16 protein-coding genes and 1 pseudogene are annotated in these 20,927 nt (G+C 60.8%); all 17 read left to right on the forward strand.

All coding sequences use genetic code 11. The features are described 5' to 3' along the window. The first annotated feature begins 181 nt into the window (after positions 1 to 181). A complete protein-coding gene (locus tag HMPREF1022_RS02235; protein ID WP_008684274.1) occupies positions 182 to 1,633 on the forward strand; it encodes an aryl-sulfate sulfotransferase in 1,452 nt (483 codons plus the stop codon). 119 nt (positions 1,634 to 1,752) lie between these two features. Further along, positions 1,753 to 3,153, forward strand: coding sequence for an SLC13 family permease (locus tag HMPREF1022_RS02240; protein ID WP_008684277.1), 1,401 nt, complete (start codon positions 1,753 to 1,755; stop codon positions 3,151 to 3,153). 96 nt (positions 3,154 to 3,249) lie between these two features. Beyond that, positions 3,250 to 4,839, forward strand: coding sequence for an outer membrane homotrimeric porin (locus HMPREF1022_RS02245; protein WP_009301682.1), 1,590 nt, complete (start codon positions 3,250 to 3,252; stop codon positions 4,837 to 4,839). Between the two features lie 286 nt (positions 4,840 to 5,125). After that, positions 5,126 to 6,463: an MFS transporter gene (locus HMPREF1022_RS02250; RefSeq protein ID WP_009301683.1), complete on the forward strand. Its 1,338-nt coding sequence runs from the start codon at positions 5,126 to 5,128 to the stop codon at positions 6,461 to 6,463. Positions 6,464 to 6,518: 55 nt separating this feature from the next. Then, a complete protein-coding gene (locus tag HMPREF1022_RS02255) occupies positions 6,519 to 7,964 on the forward strand; it encodes an aryl-sulfate sulfotransferase (protein ID WP_009301684.1) in 1,446 nt (481 codons plus the stop codon). Positions 7,965 to 8,018: 54 nt separating this feature from the next. Beyond that, on the forward strand, positions 8,019 to 8,843 hold the full coding sequence (locus HMPREF1022_RS02260) for a hypothetical protein (RefSeq protein WP_008684284.1): 825 nt from the start codon (positions 8,019 to 8,021) through the stop codon (positions 8,841 to 8,843). Between the two features lie 42 nt (positions 8,844 to 8,885). After that, positions 8,886 to 10,256 carry a dihydrolipoyl dehydrogenase family protein gene (locus tag HMPREF1022_RS02265; protein WP_009301685.1) on the forward strand — a complete coding sequence of 457 codons (1,371 nt, stop codon included), beginning with the start codon at positions 8,886 to 8,888 and terminating at the stop codon, positions 10,254 to 10,256. Between the two features lie 26 nt (positions 10,257 to 10,282). After that, the gene (gcvH, locus tag HMPREF1022_RS02270) at positions 10,283 to 10,666 is read left to right on the forward strand and encodes a glycine cleavage system protein GcvH (RefSeq protein WP_008684288.1); all 384 of its coding nucleotides are present in this window, start codon (positions 10,283 to 10,285) and stop codon (positions 10,664 to 10,666) included. Positions 10,667 to 10,967: 301 nt separating this feature from the next. Then, entirely contained in the window at positions 10,968 to 11,684 is a 717-nt protein-coding gene (locus HMPREF1022_RS02275) for a FadR/GntR family transcriptional regulator (RefSeq protein WP_008684291.1), read from the forward strand. A gap of 149 nt (positions 11,685 to 11,833) precedes the next feature. Continuing rightward, positions 11,834 to 12,319: a tripartite tricarboxylate transporter TctB family protein gene (locus tag HMPREF1022_RS02280; protein ID WP_008684292.1), complete on the forward strand. Its 486-nt coding sequence runs from the start codon at positions 11,834 to 11,836 to the stop codon at positions 12,317 to 12,319. A 98-nt stretch (positions 12,320 to 12,417) separates the two neighbouring features. Continuing rightward, entirely contained in the window at positions 12,418 to 13,914 is a 1,497-nt protein-coding gene (locus HMPREF1022_RS02285) for a tripartite tricarboxylate transporter permease (RefSeq protein ID WP_008684293.1), read from the forward strand. Between the two features lie 21 nt (positions 13,915 to 13,935). Next, a complete protein-coding gene (locus HMPREF1022_RS02290) occupies positions 13,936 to 15,171 on the forward strand; it encodes a M20/M25/M40 family metallo-hydrolase (protein ID WP_009301686.1) in 1,236 nt (411 codons plus the stop codon). A 165-nt stretch (positions 15,172 to 15,336) separates the two neighbouring features. Continuing rightward, on the forward strand, positions 15,337 to 16,314 hold the full coding sequence (locus tag HMPREF1022_RS02295) for a tripartite tricarboxylate transporter substrate binding protein (protein ID WP_008684295.1): 978 nt from the start codon (positions 15,337 to 15,339) through the stop codon (positions 16,312 to 16,314). A 78-nt stretch (positions 16,315 to 16,392) separates the two neighbouring features. Next, a complete protein-coding gene (locus HMPREF1022_RS02300) occupies positions 16,393 to 17,466 on the forward strand; it encodes an ABC transporter substrate-binding protein (protein WP_008684296.1) in 1,074 nt (357 codons plus the stop codon). A gap of 146 nt (positions 17,467 to 17,612) precedes the next feature. Beyond that, positions 17,613 to 18,863: a M20 family metallopeptidase gene (locus tag HMPREF1022_RS02305; protein ID WP_009301687.1), complete on the forward strand. Its 1,251-nt coding sequence runs from the start codon at positions 17,613 to 17,615 to the stop codon at positions 18,861 to 18,863. Positions 18,864 to 18,958: 95 nt separating this feature from the next. Next, on the forward strand, positions 18,959 to 20,311 hold the full coding sequence (gene gdhA / locus HMPREF1022_RS02310) for an NADP-specific glutamate dehydrogenase (protein WP_008684298.1): 1,353 nt from the start codon (positions 18,959 to 18,961) through the stop codon (positions 20,309 to 20,311). A gap of 177 nt (positions 20,312 to 20,488) precedes the next feature. After that, a pseudogene (locus HMPREF1022_RS16920) lies at positions 20,489 to 20,927 on the forward strand (IS5 family transposase); the annotation flags it as partial.

A 20,927-nucleotide genomic window follows, 5' to 3' on the forward strand; every position in this document is an offset into this window, starting at 1 on the left:
CTATCTATTATTTTGTGAAAAAGGTTGCAATGGCAACACAAATTTTCTTTGCCGCAGGCTACAGTACGCCATCCATATAAAAAAACGCATGATTTCAGAATGATATTGATTTGCCCCAAATTTCTCCAGCCTGTGAGCCGGAGTCTGAAAATCATCCACCCCAACCGTAAGGAGTTCACGCATGGGCCACCCAACCATTTATCCCACCGGCGTCACCCTCTACAAACCGGAAAAATGCTGGAGCGGATTCACCATCTTTCAGGCCAATGAAATGGGCGCTGTGCTCATGGACATGAACGGCCGCGAGATCAACGTCTGGAAAGGTGTGCACGGCATGCCCAACAAGATTTTCCCCGGCGGCTACCTGCTGACCGGCCGGGGACGGCGCAGCGGCAAATACAGCGTCCAGGACGGCCTGGATCTGATTCAGGTGGACTGGGACGGCAATATCGTCTGGAAATTCGACAAGAATGAATACATTGAAGATCCCGGCATTCCGGGACGCTGGATGGCCCGCTACCACCACGACTTCCAGCGCGAAGGCAACACCGTGGGCTACTACGCGCCGGGCATGGAGCCCAAGACCGATTCGGGCAACACCCTGATCCTGGCCCACCGCAATGTGCGCAACAAGGACATCACGGACAAGCTGCTTCTGGACGACCTGATTCTGGAAGTGGACTGGGACGGCGACATCGTCTGGGAATGGTCCTGCAACGAGCACTTCCATGAAATGGGCTTCCGTGAAGGCCCCAAGAACACCCTCTGCCGCAATCCCAACTACCGCCCCACGCTGCCCGAAGGCATGGGCGACTGGATGCACATCAACTCCATGTCCGTGCTCGGCCCCAACAAGTGGTACGACGCGGGCGACGAGCGCTTCCATCCCGACAACCTGATCGTGGACGGCCGCGAAGCCAACATCATTTTCATCATCAGCAAAAAAACCGGCAAGATCACCTGGAAGCTCGGCCCGGATTACGACAGCACGCCCGAACTGCGCGCCATCGGCTGGATCATCGGCCAGCACCACGCGCATATGATCCCGCGCGGCCTGCCCGGCGAAGGCCATATCCTGGTTTTCGACAACGGCGGCTGGGGCGGCTACGACGTGCCCAATCCCGGCTCGCCCACGGGCGTCAAGGCCGCCCTGCGCGACCACTCCCGCGTGCTGGAAATCGACCCCGTGAATCTCAAGATCGTCTGGCAGTATACCCCGCGCGAGGCCGGATTCCTGGAACCCATGGACAGCAACCGTTTCTACAGCCCCTTCATCAGCGGCATGCAGCGTCTGCCCAACGGCAACACGCTGATTACCGAAGGCTCGGACGGCCGCGTGTTCGAAGTTACGCCGGAACATGAAATCGTCTGGGAATTCATTTCGCCCTATTGGGGCAAGCATGTGCCCATGAACATGACCTACCGCGCCTACCGCGTGCCCTATGAATGGGTGCCGCAGGCGGCCAAGCCTGCTGAAACGCCCATCGCGCCGCTGGACGTGAGCACCTTCCGCGTGCCGGGCGCTGCCGCCGCGGGCGAGCGGGCCAGGGAAGTGGGTGTGGAAGGCTGCCAGCCCTACGAGGGCAGCAACGCCCTGTGCGTGGCTTCAGTGGAAGACCCCACGGAAGAATAACGCCGTCCCGGCCGGGGCGCTTCCCATGCGGAGCGTTCCGGCCGGTTCCGCATCGGAACCCGTGCCCCGGGCGCGCTATTCCATCCCCCAACAGGTTCAGAATACGCAAGGAGCCGCGTATGTTCTTCAAGACTTCCGACTTCAACCCCAGCATGCTGGCCAAATGGGCCTTAAGCCTGATCCTTCCTCTGGGCGTCTATCTGCTCTTGCCCAGGGACGGCTCGCTCAGCCAACCCATGATGGCCTTTCTGGCCATCACGCTCTGGGCCGTGTGCGCCTGGGCCATGGACACCCTGAATGAAATCGCCGTGGGCATTCTGCTTCCCGCCCTGTACATCCTGTTCTGCGGGGTGGGCATGAAGGTGGTCTACAGCCCCTGGCTCTCCGAAGTGCCGATCATCGTCATCGGCGGCTTCATCCTCGGCAAGATCATTCAGGATACGGGCCTGGGCAAGCGCATCGCTCTCGGCTGCGTGCGCGCGGCGGGCGGCAGTTTTGCCGGGGCTCTTTGCGGCATCACTCTGGGCGCGGCCATCGTGTCCCCGCTGGTGCCTTCCATCATGGGCAAGGCCGCCATTTTCTGCGCCGTGGCCCTGAGCCTCTGCGACGCGCTGGACTTCAAGCCCAAAAGCCGCGAAGCCACGGCCGTGGTGCTGGGCACCTGCCTGGCAGTGGGTTCCACCAAGCTCTGCTATCTGACGGGCGCGGCGGACCTGACCATGGGCATGGGGCTGGCCGACAAGATCATGGGCACCCAGACCACCTGGATGCAATACGCTCTGCACAATTTCGTGCCCGGCATGCTGTACACGGCCATGTCCCTGGCCATTGTGCTGCTGGTGCTGCGCTCGCCGGTCAAAAAGGATGTCCTGCGCTGTGTGGTGCAGGAAAAATACCGTGAACTGGGCGTCATGGCGCCGGAACAGAAACGCGCTCTGGCTCTGCTGGTCCTGACCCTGGCCCTGCTGGCAACCGACAGCCTGCACGGCATCAGCGCGGGCGTGGTGCTGGTGCTGGTGTCCGTGGCTTCCTTTCTGCCCGGCGTCAGCCTGATGGACGGGCCACGCGTCAACAAGGTCAACTTCGCGCCGCTGTTCTTCATCATGGGCTGCATGTGCATCGGCAGCGCTGGCGGTTTCCTCAAGGTCACGGACTGGCTGGCCAACCTGGTGCTGCCCCTGTTCAGCAACATGGGGCCCACAGTGGCCGGGCTCTGTTCCTACCTGGTGGGTTTTCTCTCCAATTTCCTGCTCACGCCCCTGGCCGCCACCTCCACCCTCACCTCGCCCATCACCGAACTGGGCATGGATATGGGCCTTGACCCGCGCCTGCTTTACTATTCCTTCCAGTACGGCCTGGACAATCTGCTCTTCCCCTACGAGTACGCCCTGTATCTTTATTTCTTCAGCAGCGGCTACATCAACTTCAAGGAAATGCTGCTGGTCATGGCCATCCGCATCGTGCTGGCCGGCGCGTTTGTGGCCTTTGTGGCCGTGCCATACTGGCGCCTGGTTCTTTAGGGCCTATTTGCGGAGCGGCACGGTTTTTTCAGCGTCGGGCCGCTCTCATGGACGCTGCATTCGGGACGGTTGAAAATTTTTCCGAAGGAGAAGGCAATGAGAAAATGGGGAATTGTATTTCTGGCCGTAGCGCTGCTGCTCGGGGACGCAGCCACGGGGTGGGCCGTGGATTTCAAAGTCAAAGGAAGCTGGCAGTTCGCCTTTGACTATATCAACGGCGGCAATTTCATGGGCAAAAACCGCCAGGGCAGTCATCAAATCGGCCAGCAGTGGGCTGCCATACACCAGAAACGTGACGAATTCGAAGCCATCCAGCGTCTGCATTTGCAATTGCAGGCCGTGGCCTCCGAAAGCCTCGCGGGCGTGGTTTTTTTTGAAATCGGCGAGCAGCGCTGGGGCATGTCCGCCCAGGGCGGCGCGCTGGGCGCTGACGGCAGCAATATGGTCAAGGTCAAACAGGCCTATGTGGACTGGATGCCGCCGCATGCGGATCTCAAGGTGCGCATGGGCCTGCAGGGCGTCAGACTGCCCGGCTTGGCTCTGGACAATCCGGTCTTCAACGACGATGTGGCGGGCATCACCGCTTCCTACGCTTTCAACAAATCCTTTGGTCTGACTGCCCTGTGGATGCGGCCCTACAACGACAATTGGCTGGATACCGCCGATAACGGCGTCACGGCCGACTATCTGGACAACTTCGACCTCTTCGCCCTGCTGGCACCGGTGTCGCTGGACGGCATGAAGATCACCCCCTGGGCCATGGCCGGGGGCATGGGGCCCAATACGCTCAAGCCCTTTACCGTCAGGAATGCCGCCGGGAACAGCAAGACGTTCACCTTCAACAATCCCAGCAGCCAGGCCATTGACGGTCTCCAGATGCGGGACGGCCTCTTTCCCGCCGCCTTCAGCTCCTGCCGCGGCGGCGCATCCCTCTGGAATACGGCATACAGCACCATGTTCTGGGGCGGACTGACCGGCGAAGTCACGGCCTTTTCACCGTTCCGGGTCAGTTGGGATTTCATCTACGGCAGCGTGGACAACGGCCGGGAATACCTTAATCGCCAGGGCTGGTTCGGCATGCTGTTGGGCGAATACGATACGGACTGGGGCGTGCCCGGCCTGTACGGCTGGTATTTCAGCGGCGACGACGACAATCCGCACAACGGTTCCGAGCGCCTGCCCTACGTCGCCACCACCAACAACCTGACCAATTCCCTGTCCAGCTTCGGCTACCGGGGCAATCCGATCATGGGCGGCGGCAAGGGCGTACTGGGCACCAACCCCAACGGCACCTGGGGCGTGGGAGCGAGGATCAAAAAGCTCAGTTTCATGGATGACCTCAGCCACACATTGCGCGTGAACTACTTCGGCGGCACCAACGATCCCAAGATGGCCGCCTACATCACGGGGCGGCGTCCTATGGACGGCGCGGGCCGCGCGGTGTACCGCAACAATACGGACTTCAACTCCTTCGGCACCTACCTGACCCGCTCGGACAGCGGCCTGGAAATCAACTTCGACAGCACTTACAAGGCCGCAGAGAATCTCAGCTTCATTCTGGAAACCGGTTACATCCACCTCTGGCTGGATGAAGGCACCTGGGGCCGTTATGAAAATATCGCGGGCGACAGCCTGAATTACAAGGATGCCTGGAAAGTCAGCCTTAATGTAATTTACGCCTTTTAGAGCATGTAACACTTGAAATGCTCTTGTACGGGGAGCAAAGCCCGCCTACTCACATTTCGCGGCAAGGATTTGCAGACGGCCTGAAACAGCCCGGATATTCTCCGGGCTGTTTCTTTCTTCGCCTGCCACTTTGAATTTTTTTTCACTTTTTTTGTGAAAGAGGTTGCAATGGCAACACTACGCGCGCCCACGGCGCGTTAGACTGACTTCACTACAAAAAAGTCTCACGCGTCCATTGCCGCTTTCCCTTCGTGCACGGCCATTCACCGCTTGGGAGGAAAATCCCATGAGCACCGCCGCCCCGCAGAAAATCAGCAACAACTACTTCGACGGTCTGCCGGTCACAGGTCCGCACAAGGCCATTTTTTTCATCATCATGATGGCCTACTTCTGTGAACAGATGGACAATTGGAACTTCGGCTTCATCGCTCCGGCCCTGATGCACTCCTGGGGACTGACCCTGAAGGATATCGGCACGGTCAACTTCTGGTATTTCGCGGCCATGACCACCGGCGGCTTTATGGGCGGCGTTGTTTCTGATTTTATCGGTCGCCGCAAAACGTTCCTCATTGCCATTGTGGTCTTTTCCCTGGCTTCGGTGCTCAACGGTTTTACCAACAGTTTCCCGGTCTTTGTGGCCTCCAGAGCCATGACCGGTTTCGGCGTGTTCTGCCTGATGGTCTGCTCCCAGGCCTACATCGCGGAAATGGCCCCGGCGGAAACGCGCGGCAAGTGGCAGAATCTGGTGGCGGCCGTGGGATTTTCCGCCGTGCCGGTCATCGGCATTCTCTGCCGGGCCATCATTCCCCTGGCCGAGGAAGCCTGGCGCTATATTTTCTACTTCGGCGGCATCGGCCTGATCGCCTTTGCCATCGGGCTCAGATATCTGAAGGAGTCGCCGCGCTGGCTGGTGGCTCACGGCAGGCAGGCCGAGGCGGAGCAGGTGGTTTTCGAACTCACCGGCAAGCATGTGGATCTGAGCGAGGCGGTCGGGAAAGTCCAGGCCAAAACGCCGGTCCGCGAGGTGCTCACCGGTATGTTCCACCGCAAATACCTGAAGCGCACTCTGGTGCTTCTGGTCATTGTACTGCTGAGCAATCCCGTGACCTTCGCCATCAACAACTGGATGGCCACTCTGCTCAAGGCTCACGGCTTCAGCCTGGAGGAAAGCCTCACGGCCACGACGCTCATTTCCATCGGCGTGCCGGCCGGGCTGTTCTTCTCATCCTTTGTTTCCGACAAAGGAGGACGCAAAATTCCGATCATGGCGGCGCTCTTCGTCCTCGCCGCGCTGACGCCGGTGCTGGGCAACCTGACCTCCTTCTGGGGCATTGTGGGCATGGGCTTTCTGATCACCTGCTTCATTCTGGGCATGAACTTCATGGTCTTTTCCTACACCGCCGAATCCTACCCCACCTGCATGCGCAATACGGCCACGGGATTTCACAACTCCATGGGCCGCCTGGCTGTGGCCGCCACCCAGCCGCTGATCCCCCTGGCCTTCGCGGCCTACAATTTTGACGGCGTATTCTACATCATCAGCGTCATGTGCGTGATCCCCGCCGTGGTCGTAGGCCTCTGGGGTCAGCGCACCGGCGGCAAATCCCTGGAAGAAATCGCCTGATCATCCCTGATCTTCGGGCGTTACAGCTCATTCAACGCAAAAGGAGAGCACAGCTATGGGCCACCCGACCATCTATCCCACCGGCGTTACCGTGTACAATCCCGACAAATGCTGGAACGGCTTCACCATCTTTCAGGCCCACGAAGTGGGCGCGGTGCTCATGGATATGAACGGCCGTGAAGTCAAAGTCTGGCAGGGCGTCAACGGCATGCCCAACAAGCTCCTGCCCGGCGGCCAGATTCTGACCACGCGCGGCCTGCGCAACGGCAAATACGGCGTGCAGGACTATCTGGATCTGGTGCAGGTGGACTGGGACGGCAACATCGTCTGGAAATTCGACCGCAATGAATTTATCGAAGACCCCGGCACTCCGGGCCGCTGGATGGCTCGCTACCACCATGACCACCAGCGCGAGGGCAATCCCGTGGGCTATTACGCGCCGGGCATGGAACCCAAGACAGATTCGGGCAACACCCTGATCCTGGCCCATCGCAACGCCCGCAACAAGGACATCACGGACAAGCTGCTGCTGGACGACGTGATTCTGGAAGTGGACTGGGACGGCGACATCGTCTGGGAATGGTCCTGCAATGAGCACTTTCATGAAATGGGTTTCCGCGAAGGCCCCAAGAACACTCTTTGCCGCAATCCCAATTATCGCCCCACCCAGCCCGAAGGCATGGGCGACTGGATGCACACCAACTCCATGTCCGCGCTGGGCCCCAACAAATGGTATGACGCGGGCGACGAGCGCTTCCATCCCGGCAACATCATCGCCGACGGCCGCGAAGCCAATATTATCTTTATCATCAGCAAAAAGACCGGCAAGATCGTTTGGAAGTTGGGGCCGGACTACGACGCCAGCCCCGAAGCCAGAGCCATCGGCTGGATCATCGGCCAGCACCACGCGCACATGATCCCGCGCGGCCTGCCCGGCGAGGGCAATATCCTGGTCTTCGACAACGGCGGCTGGGGCGGCTATGATGTGCCCAATCCCGGCTCGCCCACGGGCGTCAAGGCCGCTCTGCGCGACCATTCCCGCGTCCTGGAAATCGACCCCGTGAGCCTGAAGATCGTCTGGCAGTACACCCCGTGCGAGGCCGGATTCCTGGCGCCCATGGACAGCAACCGTTTCTACAGTCCTTTTATCAGCAGCGCCCAGCGCCTGCCCAACGGCAATACCCTGATTACCGAGGGGTCGGACGGCCGTGTCTTTGAAGTCACCCGGGAGCATGAGCTGGTCTGGGAATATATTTCGCCCTACTGGGGCAAGCTGATCCCCATGAACATGGTGTACCGCGCCTACCGCGCGCCCTATGAATGGGCCCCGCAGGCGGGCAGGCCGGAGGAAAAAGCCATCGGACGCATTGATGTGAATACCTTCCGCATGCCCGGCGCGGCGGCTTTCGGCGACCGGGTTTCGGTGGTGGAGGTGGAAGGCTGCGCGCCTTTCGAACCGGACAACGCCCTGTGCGTGGCCTCGGTGGAAGATCCTGAATAACCGCTTGTTACGGACCGGCCGCCCCGCAACGGGCGGCCCCGACAGGAGAAAAACATGAGCATCACCCTGTATACCGCGCCTGACTGCATCCGCTGCAAAATCGTCAAAGCCTTTCTGGCCGAGCGCGACCTGCCCTACGACACTGTGGACTTCAAGGCCGATGCGCCGGTGTTCAATACCTTTTATCGCACCAACCGCAAAGCCATTTACCGCAATCCCGAAGGCGTGGAGTTTCCACTTTTCGACGACGGCACAGCCATCAAACAGGGCAGCGGAGAAATCATCGCCTATCTGCTTTCCGGGCATGAGATGGAAGCCTGCGTGACCCGCAGTGACATGCTCCACGGCGACATTTCCGGACTCTACCTCTCGCAATGCCCGGACGGTCAGGAGGACAATTTCGTGACTCTGGCGGACCGCCTCGCCAAGGGCGGCCTGCACGTCTGGGTTCAGAGCGACGGCCGCAAACCCGAACTGCTGGAACGTCTGCTGCAAATCAAGCCGGTGAGCGTGATTCTGAACTGCGTGGGCCCCGCGCCGATATATGAAAATCTGTTCGGTGCGGCCCCGAGCAAGGAAGAGCTGGCCAAAAGCATTGACCTGGTCCGCAAAACAGAAGACGGTGTCATCCGCTTCCTGGCGTATCCCGTGCCCCGCGCCGACGGTTCCGTATCCTGGCCCACGCGCGACGAGGCGGCGGGCGCGGCTCTGCTGGTTTCCGAAGCGGCGGGCGACCATACCCTGCCCTATGCCGTCGCCGCCGTCACGGCGGACATGCCTCAGGGCCTGCGCGGCCTGGAAGCTCTGCCCGACGCCATGCTGCTCAAATACCGCTCCGCCGCGCGGGAATTCCTGTTCAAGGCGGACATTGCCAAGTAACGCGGCACCGGCGCTAACCCATTTCTAGCAGGGAGCACTCCTATGGACAAATTTGACGTCATCATCATCGGCGGCGGCCCCGGCGGCGCGAAAACCGCTAAAATCCTCGCTGCCGCGGGCAAATCCGTGGCCTTGGTGGAAGACGCCCACTGGGGCGGCGTCTGCCTTAACTGCGGCTGCATTCCCACCAAGATGCTGTTAGGCGCTGTGGCCCCTAAAGGGCTGCTGCGCGGCCTGGAGCGCCAGCGTGTAGCCAAGGGAACCGTCGAAGTGGATTACGCGGCTCTACAGAAAAGAGTGCAGCGTTATACCAAGGCCTCCAGCCAGACTTTGGCCAAAGGGCTGGCCGACGCGGGCGTGACCCTGTTCAACGGGCGCGGGGTCTGCGCCGGAGAGCACGAGGTGCGGGTCGTGGCCGCCGACGGCGGCGAGCAGGCGCTTTCCGCACAGTACATTGTCCTGGCGGGCGGTTCCCGTTCCGCGTCCTTCCCCGGCCTGACTCCGGATCATGACGCGGTGCTCGACAGCACGGACCTGCTCAATGTCTCGGCTGTGCCCGAAAGCCTGATCATCGTGGGCGCGGGGGCCATCGGCCTGGAAATGGCCGACTTTTTCAGCGCCATGGGCAGCGCCGTCACCGTGGTGGAGGCGGCTCCGCAACTGGCCCCCACCGAAGATACGGACATCGCCCAGGAACTGCAGAAGCTGCTGGGCAAGGCCGGGCGCGTCTGTCTGGCGGGCGTCAAGGCATCTTCCCTGTTGACCAGGGACGGACAGGCCGTGCTGACGCTGGAGGACGGCCGGGAGCTGACCGCGGCCAAGGCCCTGGTGGCCGTGGGCCGCAAGCCCAATACCGACGGCCTGGAAGCTGAAAAGGCGGGCTGCGCCCTGAATAAACGCGGTTTCGTCACGGTGGACGACTACCTGCGGGCCGCGCCCACGGTCTTCGCCATCGGCGACATCAACGGCAAAACGCTGCTGGCCCATGCCGCCGAGCATCAGGGTGCCTACGTGGCCCGGCAGATTCTGGGGGAGGAAAGCGGAGCCTATGATTCCGGACCGGTGCCCTCCTGCATCTACGGCAGCCTGGAAGTCATGCGGGTGGGCAAAACCGCCCGGCAAGCCATGTCCGAGGGCGGCGAAGTGGCTGTTTCGCGCGCTATGCTTACGGGCAACGCCATCGCCCAGGCCGGGGGCGACGCTTCCGGTTTTGTGAAAGTCGTCTGGCAGGAGGGCCGCATGGCCGGCATCGCGGCCCTGGGGCACGGCGTGTCCCATCTGGTCACGGCGGCCCAGCTTCTGCTGCTGGGGCAATACAGCGGCGACAGGCTGCACAGTTTCATGTTCGCCCATCCCACCCTGGACGAGATGCTCTCCGTGGCCGTCCAGGCCCCGCGTGAGCCCGCGGCCTGAGCTGCGGACAACTCAGGAGAAAACACATGAGCCTTTCCTATCCCGATGACCGCCGGTACCACCCGGAACACCTCTGGGCCCAGTCCCGGAGCGACGGCAGCGTACTGGTGGGCATTTCCGACTATGCCCAGGACCAATTGGGCGCGGTGATCTTTGTGGAACTGCCGGAAACAGGCGCGCATTTCACCCAAGGGCAGTCCTGCGCCTCCATTGAATCGGCCAAGGTGACTTCGGACGCCGTTATGCCGCTTTCCGGCACTGTGCTGGAAATCAACGAAGCCCTGGCCGACACGCCGGAACTGCTGAACCAAAGCCCCTACGGCGAGGGGTGGCTGGTACGCGTCAAAGCCGACGATCCTGCTGAGCCGGGCCTGATCAGCGCGGCGGCCTACGCCGCTCAAATGGCCTGACCCCTTTCTCATGCTCATTGCGGCGTCCCCCGTGGGCCGGGCAATTCCGCTCTGGCCTGCCGGGGACGCTTTTTTTGTGCGCAAACAATATTTCTGATTCAACCATTCTCCAACCTTTCTGAAACATTCTTTTATTAAATGGCCACATATTTTGCAGCATGATTTCCAAAAATATATTTAACAAATTGAAATAAAAAATTATTATTTTTTATCTTATAGAGAAAATTGGTTTAAAAAAGGTTGACATAAAAAGCACAAGCAGCCATAGTCAAATCAACCATACCCAACCAAGAGCAGTATCATGCCCGTAACCGCCATCCACAGAGAGGGCGCAAGCCCGCGCCGCAGCTACCAGCGGCTTTCGGAACGCCTGCGGCAGTTCATGGCCGAAGGCCGTTTCCAGAGCGGCGACAAGCTGCCTCCGGAACGCGCTTTGGCGGAGAGCTTCGGTGTTTCCCGCAGCAGCATCCGCAAGGCCATTCAGATGCTGGCCGGAAAAGGCCTTCTGGAAAGCCGCCAGGGCGACGGAACCTATGTACGCGCGCCCGACATGGAACCCCTCAAAAATGCCATCCTGGAGGCCGTGGATTCGGAAAACCTGGTGTTCGACGAAGTCATGGAATTCCGCAGAATCCTTGAGCCCGCCATTGCCGAGCTGGCCGCCTTGCGCCACAGCCCCGAACAGCTCGACCAATTGAAGATCATCACCTGCGACCAGCAGCGCCGCCTGTTGACCGGTCAGGAAGACGGCGACCTTGACGCCCGTTTTCACCATTGCCTGGCCCTGTGCGCGGGCAACAGCCTGCTTGCCGGAACCATGGCCCAGCTGAACAGTCACTACGCCGCCGGACGTACGGCGGAGTTGCGCGACACGCAATGGCGCCAGTTTTCGGTTTCCTCGCATCTGCGGATCATCGACGCTCTGGAGCGCCGCTCGCCCGCCGATTCCCGCAAGGCCATTAAGGAACACCTGGATACCGTGCTTCAGAAACATCCTTTTGTGATTGCGAGAGACTAGCCATGTCATTGCTTATGCGGAGGCATACACACGAACAGAGGACCGGCCACGGCCGGTGCGGTCCACCGTAGGCGGGAAACGCAGACGCGTTCCCACCGCGCAGTCCCTTTCCCAAGGTATTCCGCAGCGAAACCAGAGAGAGGAAAAGCATGAAAAGCCCAACAGACGTTGTCAGCGGCCTTATTCTGCTCGGATTGTGCGCCGTGGGCGCATACAGCGTCAGCCTGCTGCCGCCGGCCGGGAACACGGAAAACGTGGGGCCCGCCGGTGTGCCCAGGGCGGTTCTCGTCATTCTTGCCGTTCTGAGCTGTGTTCTGCTCATCAAGGGCCTGCGGCAAAAGCCCCTCAAACGCTACTGGCCCGAACCCCATGTCTTCAAAAAAGTCCTTTTCTTTCTCGGCCTCTTCTACCTGTATCTGATCACGCTGACCGGACTCGGCGATCTTTTCGCCGCCATGGAGAATCCGCCTTTTACCTCGGGCGGAGCCTTCGGCATCAGCACATTTCTCTTTCTTCTGTTCGCACTGCCTCTGCTCGGCAGGCGCAAGCCGCTGGAAATTGTTCTGGTCGCGGTATTGACCACGGCCGCCCTGCTCACGGCCTTCGGCTGGTTTTTCCAGGTCATGTTGCCATGAGGCCCCGGCCCGCAGCACAACCGGCATCCGTTCTCAGAGCATTTCAACTTTGAAATTGGACACAATTTCAAAGTTGAAATGCTCCAGGGGAGAAAGACATGTTTGCGAACATCCTTGACGGCATTATGAGCGCCCTCAGTCTGAGCGCCCTGTTGGCCAACCTCATGGGCGTGGCCCTGGGGATCATCTTCGGCGCCCTGCCCGGCCTCACGGCGGCCATGGGCGTGGCTCTTCTCATCCCGCTGACCTTCGGCATGGCTCCGGTGGACGCCTTTTCAGCCCTGCTCGGCATGTATTGCGGGGCCATTTACGGCGGCTGCATCACGGCCATTCTGGTGGGCACGCCGGGCACGGTTTCCGCAGCGGCCACCATGCTGGAAGGTCCGGCCCTGACCGCGCGCGGCGAATCCCGCAAAGCTCTGGACATGGCCACCATAGCCTCCTTCATCGGCGGCATTTTCAGCGCGCTGGCCCTGGTCTCCGTAGCGCCGCTGCTGGCCCGCGCGGCCATGTCCTTCAGCGCGCCGGAGTATTTCGCCGTGGCGGTCTTCGGCCTGACCATCGTGGCCTCTCTCTCTTCCGGCCACCTGATCAAAGGCCTGATCTCCGCCTGCGTGGGCCTGTTTCTCGCCACCATCGGCCTGGACCCGGTCACCGGCGACATGCGCAATACCTTCGATATTCCGGATCTCTTCAACGGCCTGTCACTGGTGCCGGTGCTGGTGGGCCTGTTCGCCATGTCCCAGGTGCTGGTGACCGTGGAGGACGTTGCCCGGGGCGTATCGCTCAAGGAAAGCAAGATATCCAGGCGCGGCCTTTCCTTCAAAGAGCTTACCGGCAATGCCGTAAACTTTCTGCGCTCCTCGGCCATCGGCACGGCCATTGGGATCATTCCGGCCACCGGCGTGAGCGCGGCCACCTTTTTCGCCTACTCCGAGGCCAAGCGCCACTCCAAGACGCCGGAAATGTACGGCAAGGGCTGCCTTGAGGGCATCGCCGCCACGGAATCCTCCAACAACGCCGTCTGCGGCGGCGCGCTGATCCCCCTGCTGACCCTGGGCGTGCCCGGCGACATCATCACCGCTATTATGCTGGGCGCGTTGATGATCCAGGGCCTGACGCCCGGCCCGCTGCTTTTTGTGGAGCATCCGGTCACGGTGTACGGCATTTTCTCGGCCTTCATCATCGCCAATGTGCTGATGCTGGTCTGCGGGCTTATTGCAGTGCGCGGGGCCAACAAGATCACGGCCATTCCCGGCGGTGTGCTCATGCCCATCGTGGTCACGCTCTGTGCGGTGGGCGGCTATGCAGTGAACAATTCCACCTTTGACCTGCTGGTGGTGGCGGTATTCGGCACAGTGGGCTATCTGATGACCAAGTGCGACTTCCCTCTGCCACCGCTGCTGCTGGCCATGATCCTGGAACCCATCGCCGAAGCCAACTTCCGACGGGCATTAAGCATCTCCCAGAACGACTACGCCATCTTTTACACCAGCCCCGTGGCCTGCATTGTCCTGGGGCTCAGCCTGTTCGTACTGGTCAAGTCCGTATACGACGACATCCGCGCTTCCCAGAAGAACCCACGCCAATCCTGACCAACAGCCAAGGAGCCGCACATGGAACTCGCGCAATGGAAAGAAAAGCTGGATGCCTGGTTCAATGACAAGGAACCCGAGATGTTCGCCCTTCTGGAACGCATCGTGAACATGGATTCTTTTTCCCACGACGGCGGGGATGTGAACAAACTGGGCGAGACGCTCGCCGCCTGGATGGCCGGAGCGGGCTTTCAGGCGGCCATGCTGCCCAAAAGGCCCTCGCCGCCCGATGAGCCCTGGATGGATGCCCTGGGCAACGTGTTCTGCGCCCGCAGCCATGCCGAGGAAGCCGGACCGGGCGTGGCCTTCATCGGGCACATGGACACGGTCTTTCCGGCCGGGACGGCGGCGGCCCGCCCCTTCCGCCTGGACCGAGCCGCCGACAGAGCCACCGGCCCCGGCATTCTGGACATGAAGGCCGGGCTTGTGATCAACATGTTCGTAGCCAGGGCCCTGAAAGAACTGGACCTGATGCCTGTGCCCATGACCCTGACCTTTTCGCCCGACGAGGAACTGGGTTCGCCCTCCACCACGCCTCTGCTCGGCCAGATGCTTAACGGCGCGCACGCGGTACTCTGCACGGAGCCGGGCTATCCCGGCGGCGGGGTTTCCGTGGAACGCAAGGGCTCCGGCCACTTCCTGCTTGAAATTCAGGGCAAGTCCGCCCATGCCGGGCGCAATTACGAGGAAGGCGCTTCCGCCGTTCTTGAACTGGCCCACAAAATCCTAGCTTTCAACGAACATCTGGATCTCGCCAGAGGCACCACGGTGAACACCGGCCTGATCAGCGGCGGCATTTCGGCCAATTCCGTGGCCCCCAATGCTCGGGCACGCCTCCATTGCACCTTCCGCACGCTGGAGGCCGGTCGCAAACTTGTGGAGGATATCCGGGCCGATGTGGCGAAAACCTGGATTCCCGGCACTGTTTCCAGTGCCAGCGGCGGCATGCGGCTGTATCCGCTGACGCCCACTCCCAAGGTTCAGGCCCTGTGGCAACTGGTACGGCAGGCCGGAGAGGTTCTGGAGTATCCGGTACACTGCATCCGCTCCAAAGGAGCGGCGGAGTCGGGCTACTGCTCAAGCATCCTGGACCTGCCGGTCGTCTGCAGCCTGGGACCGGAGGGTACAGGCCTGCATGCCGACGACGAGTACATCACCCCCTCGACCTTCCTGCCGTGCGCCAAACTGGTGGCCCTGGCCGCCCTGCAGGCGGCGCGCGTTTTTGACGCATCCCCTCGGAGAGCAATTTCGAAATGAAATTGCTCTCGCCGTACACAGTGCGGTGCGCCGCAACGCGGCGTGGATTCAGCCGATAACCGCGCTTATCGGCTGAATGAAGCGTTGAAACACGGAGTGTTTCAAAAGCAAAATACTCTAAAGTACAACTTTAATATTCACGAGCCCGCAACGAAGGAGACCATTATGATTACGCTGATGCGCCTTTTCCGCGCCGCGCTGACGACCTGCGCCCTCTTGCTGCCGCTTTCGCCGGGTATGGCCCGGGCCGCGTATCCCGACAGACCCGTCAACATCATCATCCCCTTCGGGCCGGGCGGCGCGGTGGACATTGCCGCCCGCATCCTGGCCGAATACTTTCAGACCAAACACAACATCACGCTGAATATTCTCTGCAAAGCCGGGGGCGCGGGCGCTCCGGCCATGCTGGAAGTGGCCAAGGCCCGGCCCGACGGCTACACTTACGGCTTCCCGTCCGTGACGACATTTTCAACCACGCCGCAGGTCAAGGCCACGGGCTACAACATCAAGGATTTCCGCACGGTAGCGCAAGTCTCCGTCATGTGGCTGAGTCTGGCCGTCAACGCCGATTCGCCGATCAAGGATTTCAAGGGGCTCATTGAAGCGGCCAAGGCCAATCCCGGCAAATACAATTATGCAAGCCACGGCGCGCTTTCCACCCAGCGCCTGTTCATGACCCTGCTGCTGAAGCAGTTCCCGGACGTGACCCTGCCTCATGTGGCCTATACCAGCGGCCACGACGTCTCCACCGCCCTGCTGGGACGCCATGTCACCAGCGGTTTCGGAGTGACCATCAACCAGAAGCCCTATGTGCTCTCCGGCGATTTCAGAATGATCGGCGTCTCCAGCCCCGAGCGCCTGCCGGAATTCCCCGACGTTCCCACCTTTGCCGAACAGCTCGGCAATAAGGAATTGACGCTGGGCTCGGCCCATGGTCTGTTGGCCCCCAGGCGCGTGCCCGACGATCGTGTGGAGACCATGCAGAATCTGATCAAGGAGGCGCTGGCCGACCCCGGCGTGCAGGCTAAGTTCGCCAAGGCCGGTCTGAGCACCGACTACCTCTCGGCCAAGGAATTCCAGCAGGTGCTGGACAAGAGCTGGCAAACCATCGGCACGATCATGAAGGAAAACAAGTTTAACTGAGACGGTGCGCTCCCGCGCCCGGATCGCAGGCATGGGGAAGCGCCGGACAAACGTCCGGCGCTCCGGAGGAACGAGAGCATGAAAATAACAACTGGTGTGGTGATCTTCTGTCTGGCGGTTCTGACTCTCTTCTGCGGAAGCCGCGCCGCGCTGGCGGCCGCGGCTCCGGTGCCCATGAAAACGGCCTGGCTGGGGGAAAATGAGGCCTTTGCCGTCTGGTACGTCAAGAAGCACGGTTGGGACAGGGAAGTCGGCCTGGATGTTTCCATGTTGCGCTTCGGCTCGGGCAAGGCCATTGTCGAGGGCATCCTGGCCTATGACTGGGCCGTGGCCGGATGCGGCGCCGTGCCCGCCCTCACGGCCGCGCTCAATGACCGCCTGGACATCATCGCCGTGGCCAACGACGAATCCCTGGCCAACGCCCTGTATGTGCGGGCCGACAGTCCCATACTCAAGGTCAAGGGCGCCAATCCCGCCTTTCCGGAGATCTACGGCGACCGCGCCAGCGTGGCCAAAAAGCTGATCCTCTGCCCCAAGGCGACCTCCGCGCACTACCTGATGACGGCCTGGCTCAAGGCTCTGGGTCTGAGCGAAAAAGACGTGCGCGTCAGATATATGGACCCGACCCCTGCCTTGGGCGCGTTTTTCGGCGGTCTGGGCGACGCTGTGGCGCTCTGGGCGCCCCTGACCTATGAAGCGGAACAAAAAGGCTTCAAAGCCGCGGCGCTTTCCAATCACTGCGGCGTATCCCAACCCGTGTTGCTGGTCGCCAACCGCGCCTATGCCGACAAATACCCGCAGCGGATCGAAGCCTTCCTCAAAATGTACTTCCGCGCCGTGGACATGCTGCGCGCCACGCCGCCGGAAAACCTGGCGGCGGACTACAGCCGCTTTTTCAAGGAATGGACGGGCCTGGAGCTGACTCCCGAACAGGCCGTGCAGGATCTCAAGGCCCATCCCGTCTTCACGCTCAACGAGCAGCTTGCTCTTTTCAACGCCGCCCAAGGCAAAAGCAAACTCCAAACCTGGCTGGGCGATATCGCGGCCTTTTACGAAAGCATCGGGTCCGTGCGCGAAGCCGATCGGCCTCGCCTGGAACGCATGAACGCCGTGACCGACGTCTATCTCAAGGCCATCAGCCCCAAACCTTAACGCGTACCCTCACGAGAGCCTCTTGTCTCCGGCAGCGTCAGATTTCATCTGCTTTTGGAGAACTAAATCCATCTCGTGACGATACGTTCCGACGGCCGCGTACAACGCCCACGATTGGCAAATTATCGCGGATAAGGAGCAGAGCCATGGAACCGGCACAGTGGAAAACCGCGTTGGACACGATCCTTCAGGACCAGGAAGCGCCCATGCTCGCCCTGCTGGAGGAACTGGTGGGCATTGATTCCCCCACGGCTCATGCGGACGGGGTCAACCGTATGGGCGAGAGGCTCACGGCCTGGCTCGGAGAAGCGGGCTTTCAGGTTCGCCGCCTGCCCAAGCCGCCCGTTCCCGAGGACGAAGCCTGGCAGAAGGACCTGGGCGACGTCTTCACGGCAAGAACGCACGCGTCCGAGGCCGGTCCGGGTATTGCCTTTATCGGGCATATGGACACGGTGTTTCCCGTGGGCACGGCCGCGGCCCGCCCCTTTCGCCTGGACAGGGCGGCGGACAGAGCCACTGGACCGGGAGTGGCGGACATGAAGGCCGGGCTTGTGGCCATGCTCTTCGCGGCGCGGGCGCTCAAACAGAGCGGCCTGCTGCCCTGCCCCCTGACCCTGATGTTTTCACCCGATGAGGAGCTGGGTTCGCCCACGGCCTCCAAAGCCCAGGCCGCGCAGCTTCCCGGCGCTCTGGCCGTGATCTGCGCCGAACCGGGCGGCGAAGGCGGCAAGGTGACCCTTTCGCGCAAAGGGTCGGGACATATGCATCTGAAAATCCAGGGCAAGGCCGCGCATGCCGGGCGTAATTACGAGGAAGGCGCTTCCGCCGTCATTGAACTGGCGCACAAGATTCTGGGCATCAACGCCTTTCTGGATCTGCCGCGCGGCCTGACGGTCAACACCGGCCTGGTCAGCGGCGGTATTTCTGCCAATTCCGTGGCTCCCTGGGCCGAGGCCCGCATTCACCTGACCTATCGCACACTGGAGGACGGTCGACGCGTGGTGGCCGGAATCCGCGAACTGGTTGAAAAACCCGTGGTACCCGGCACCACGGCTCATATCAGCGGCGGCCTGCGCCTGTATCCCCTGGAGCGCAGCCCGCAGGGCGACGCCTTTTTCGAACTGGTGCGGGAGGCCGGAGAAACTCTGGGCATGCGCCTTTCCGGTCAGCACTATGAAAGCGCCGCCGAGTCCGGCTTCTGTGCCGGTGCCTTGGGTATCCCCACCATCTGCTGCATGGGGCCCGAAGGAGAAAACATCCATACCGCGCAGGAATATATGCTGCCTTCCACACTTCTGCCGCGCTGCAAGCTCATGGCCTTGAGCGCGCTTCAAGCCGCGCGGGCCTTCGGGCATCAGCCCCGGCCCTCCATGCTTCCGCCCGGGGCCGATGCCTGAAAAACCTTGCCAGCCGCCGGGAACTTGGATAAAAAAAGCCGTTAAAGCCTCATTTATTTCCCGGCGCAATCCGGTCCAGCCACAAGGAGAGCAAGATGTCGTACGTGCAGCGAGTGATGGACAGTCTGAAAGAAAAATACGCTTATGAGCCTGTGTTTCTGCAGGCTGTGCAGGAAGTGCTGCAAAGTCTGCAGCCGGTGCTGGACAAGAATAAAAAGTACGAGCAGTACAAGATTCTCGAGCGCATGGTGGAGCCCGAGCGCATCATCGCCTTCCGCGTGGAATGGGTGGACGACAAAGGCGAGGTTCAGGTCAACCGGGGTTTCCGCGTGCAGTACAACTCCGCCATCGGCCCCTACAAGGGCGGCCTGCGCCTGCATCCCAGCGTGAATCTGGGCATCCTCAAGTTTCTGGGTTTCGAACAGGTCTTCAAGAACTCCCTTACCGGTCTGGCCATCGGCGGCGGCAAGGGCGGCGCGGATTTCGACCCCAAGGGCAAGTCCGAAATGGAAGTCATGCGCTTCTGCCAGGCCTTCATGAACGAACTGTACCGCCACATCGGCGCCACCATTGACGTGCCCGCCGGGGATATCGGCGTGGGCGGCCGCGAAGTGGGCTTCCTCTTCGGCCAGTACAAGCGCCTGACCAAGAGCTATGAAGGCGTGCTCACCGGCAAAAATCTGCTCTTCGGCGGTTCCCTGGCGCGTACCGAAGCCACGGGCTACGGCGCGGTCTATTTTGCCCAGAGCATGCTGGAAGACCGCAAGGAAAGCCTGCAGGGCAAAACCTGCGTGGTTTCCGGCGCGGGCAACGTGGCTACCTACTGCTGCGAAAAACTGCAGCAGGTGGGCGCCAAACCCGTCACCGTATCCGATTCGCGCGGCATGATTCACGATCCGGACGGCATCAGGCTGGATGTGCTGAAGCAGGTCAAGGAAGTGGAACGCGCTTCCCTGAGCCGCTATGCCGAATTGGTGCCCTCGGCCAAATACACTCCGGTGGGCGACTACCCCCAAGGCCGTAACGCCGTGTGGTCCGTTCCCTGCTTTGCCGCTTTCCCCTGCGCCACGCAGAACGAACTCAACCTGGCCGACGCCGAGGTTCTGCTGGCCAATGGTTGCAAGTGCGTGGCCGAAGGGGCCAACATGCCCTCCACGCTGGACGCCGTGCACGCCTTCCTCAAGGCGGGCATCGCCTATGGCCCGGCCAAGGCCGCCAATGCCGGCGGCGTGGCCACCAGCCAGCTGGAAATGGCTCAGAACGCCAGCATGCAAAGCTGGGACTTTGAAACCGTGGACGGCAAGTTGAAGCAGATCATGACTAATATCTACAAAAACGCCGCCGCCACGGCCGCTGAATTCGGCCAACCCGGCAACCTTGTGATGGGTGCCAATATCGCCGGTTTCCGCAAGGTGGCCGACGCCATGCTGGCCCAGGGCATCTGCTAGGGCGTTTTGATATTGAAAACATCTCAACGCGCGGTGCGGATTTTCCGTGAAAATCCGCACCGCGAAATTATCACAAGGCGAATTTGCTTTGCCGTTAAGCGATAATTTCAAGCGCAAACGGCTCTAGGGCCTGTTAACACTATTTGACAAAGAGCGAGTATTCCGTAAGAATGTCTTATGCAAATTACTCGTGAACAATATGAGAGAATCGCTGACTGCTTCCCGCGCCAAAGAGGTAATGTCCATTTTGACAATCTCCAGGTGTTGAATGCGATTCTGTACGTTGCGGAGCATGGGTGTAAATGGCGTGGACTGCCGAAAAATTTTGGCTGTTGGCACAGCATCTACACGCGCATGAACCGCTGGAGCAAGAACGGAGTTCTTGACCGTATATTTGAACGCCTTCAACAAGAGCAGATACTCCGCCTTAAAATAGAAGCAGTTTCTCTCGACAGTACTATTGTTAAGGTTCATCCCGATGGAACAGGGGCCTTAAAAAAACAGGTCCGCAGTCCATCGGAAAGTCCAGAGGCGGCTGGACGACCAAGCTTCATATGGTTGCCGCGAATGCTGAATGCGCGTTGAATTTCAGCCTCACTCCCGGCAACGCCGGCGA

Origin of the sequence: Desulfovibrio sp. 6_1_46AFAA, from assembly GCF_000224635.1 — a bacterium.
Taxonomy (GTDB): domain Bacteria; phylum Desulfobacterota; class Desulfovibrionia; order Desulfovibrionales; family Desulfovibrionaceae; genus Desulfovibrio; species Desulfovibrio fairfieldensis.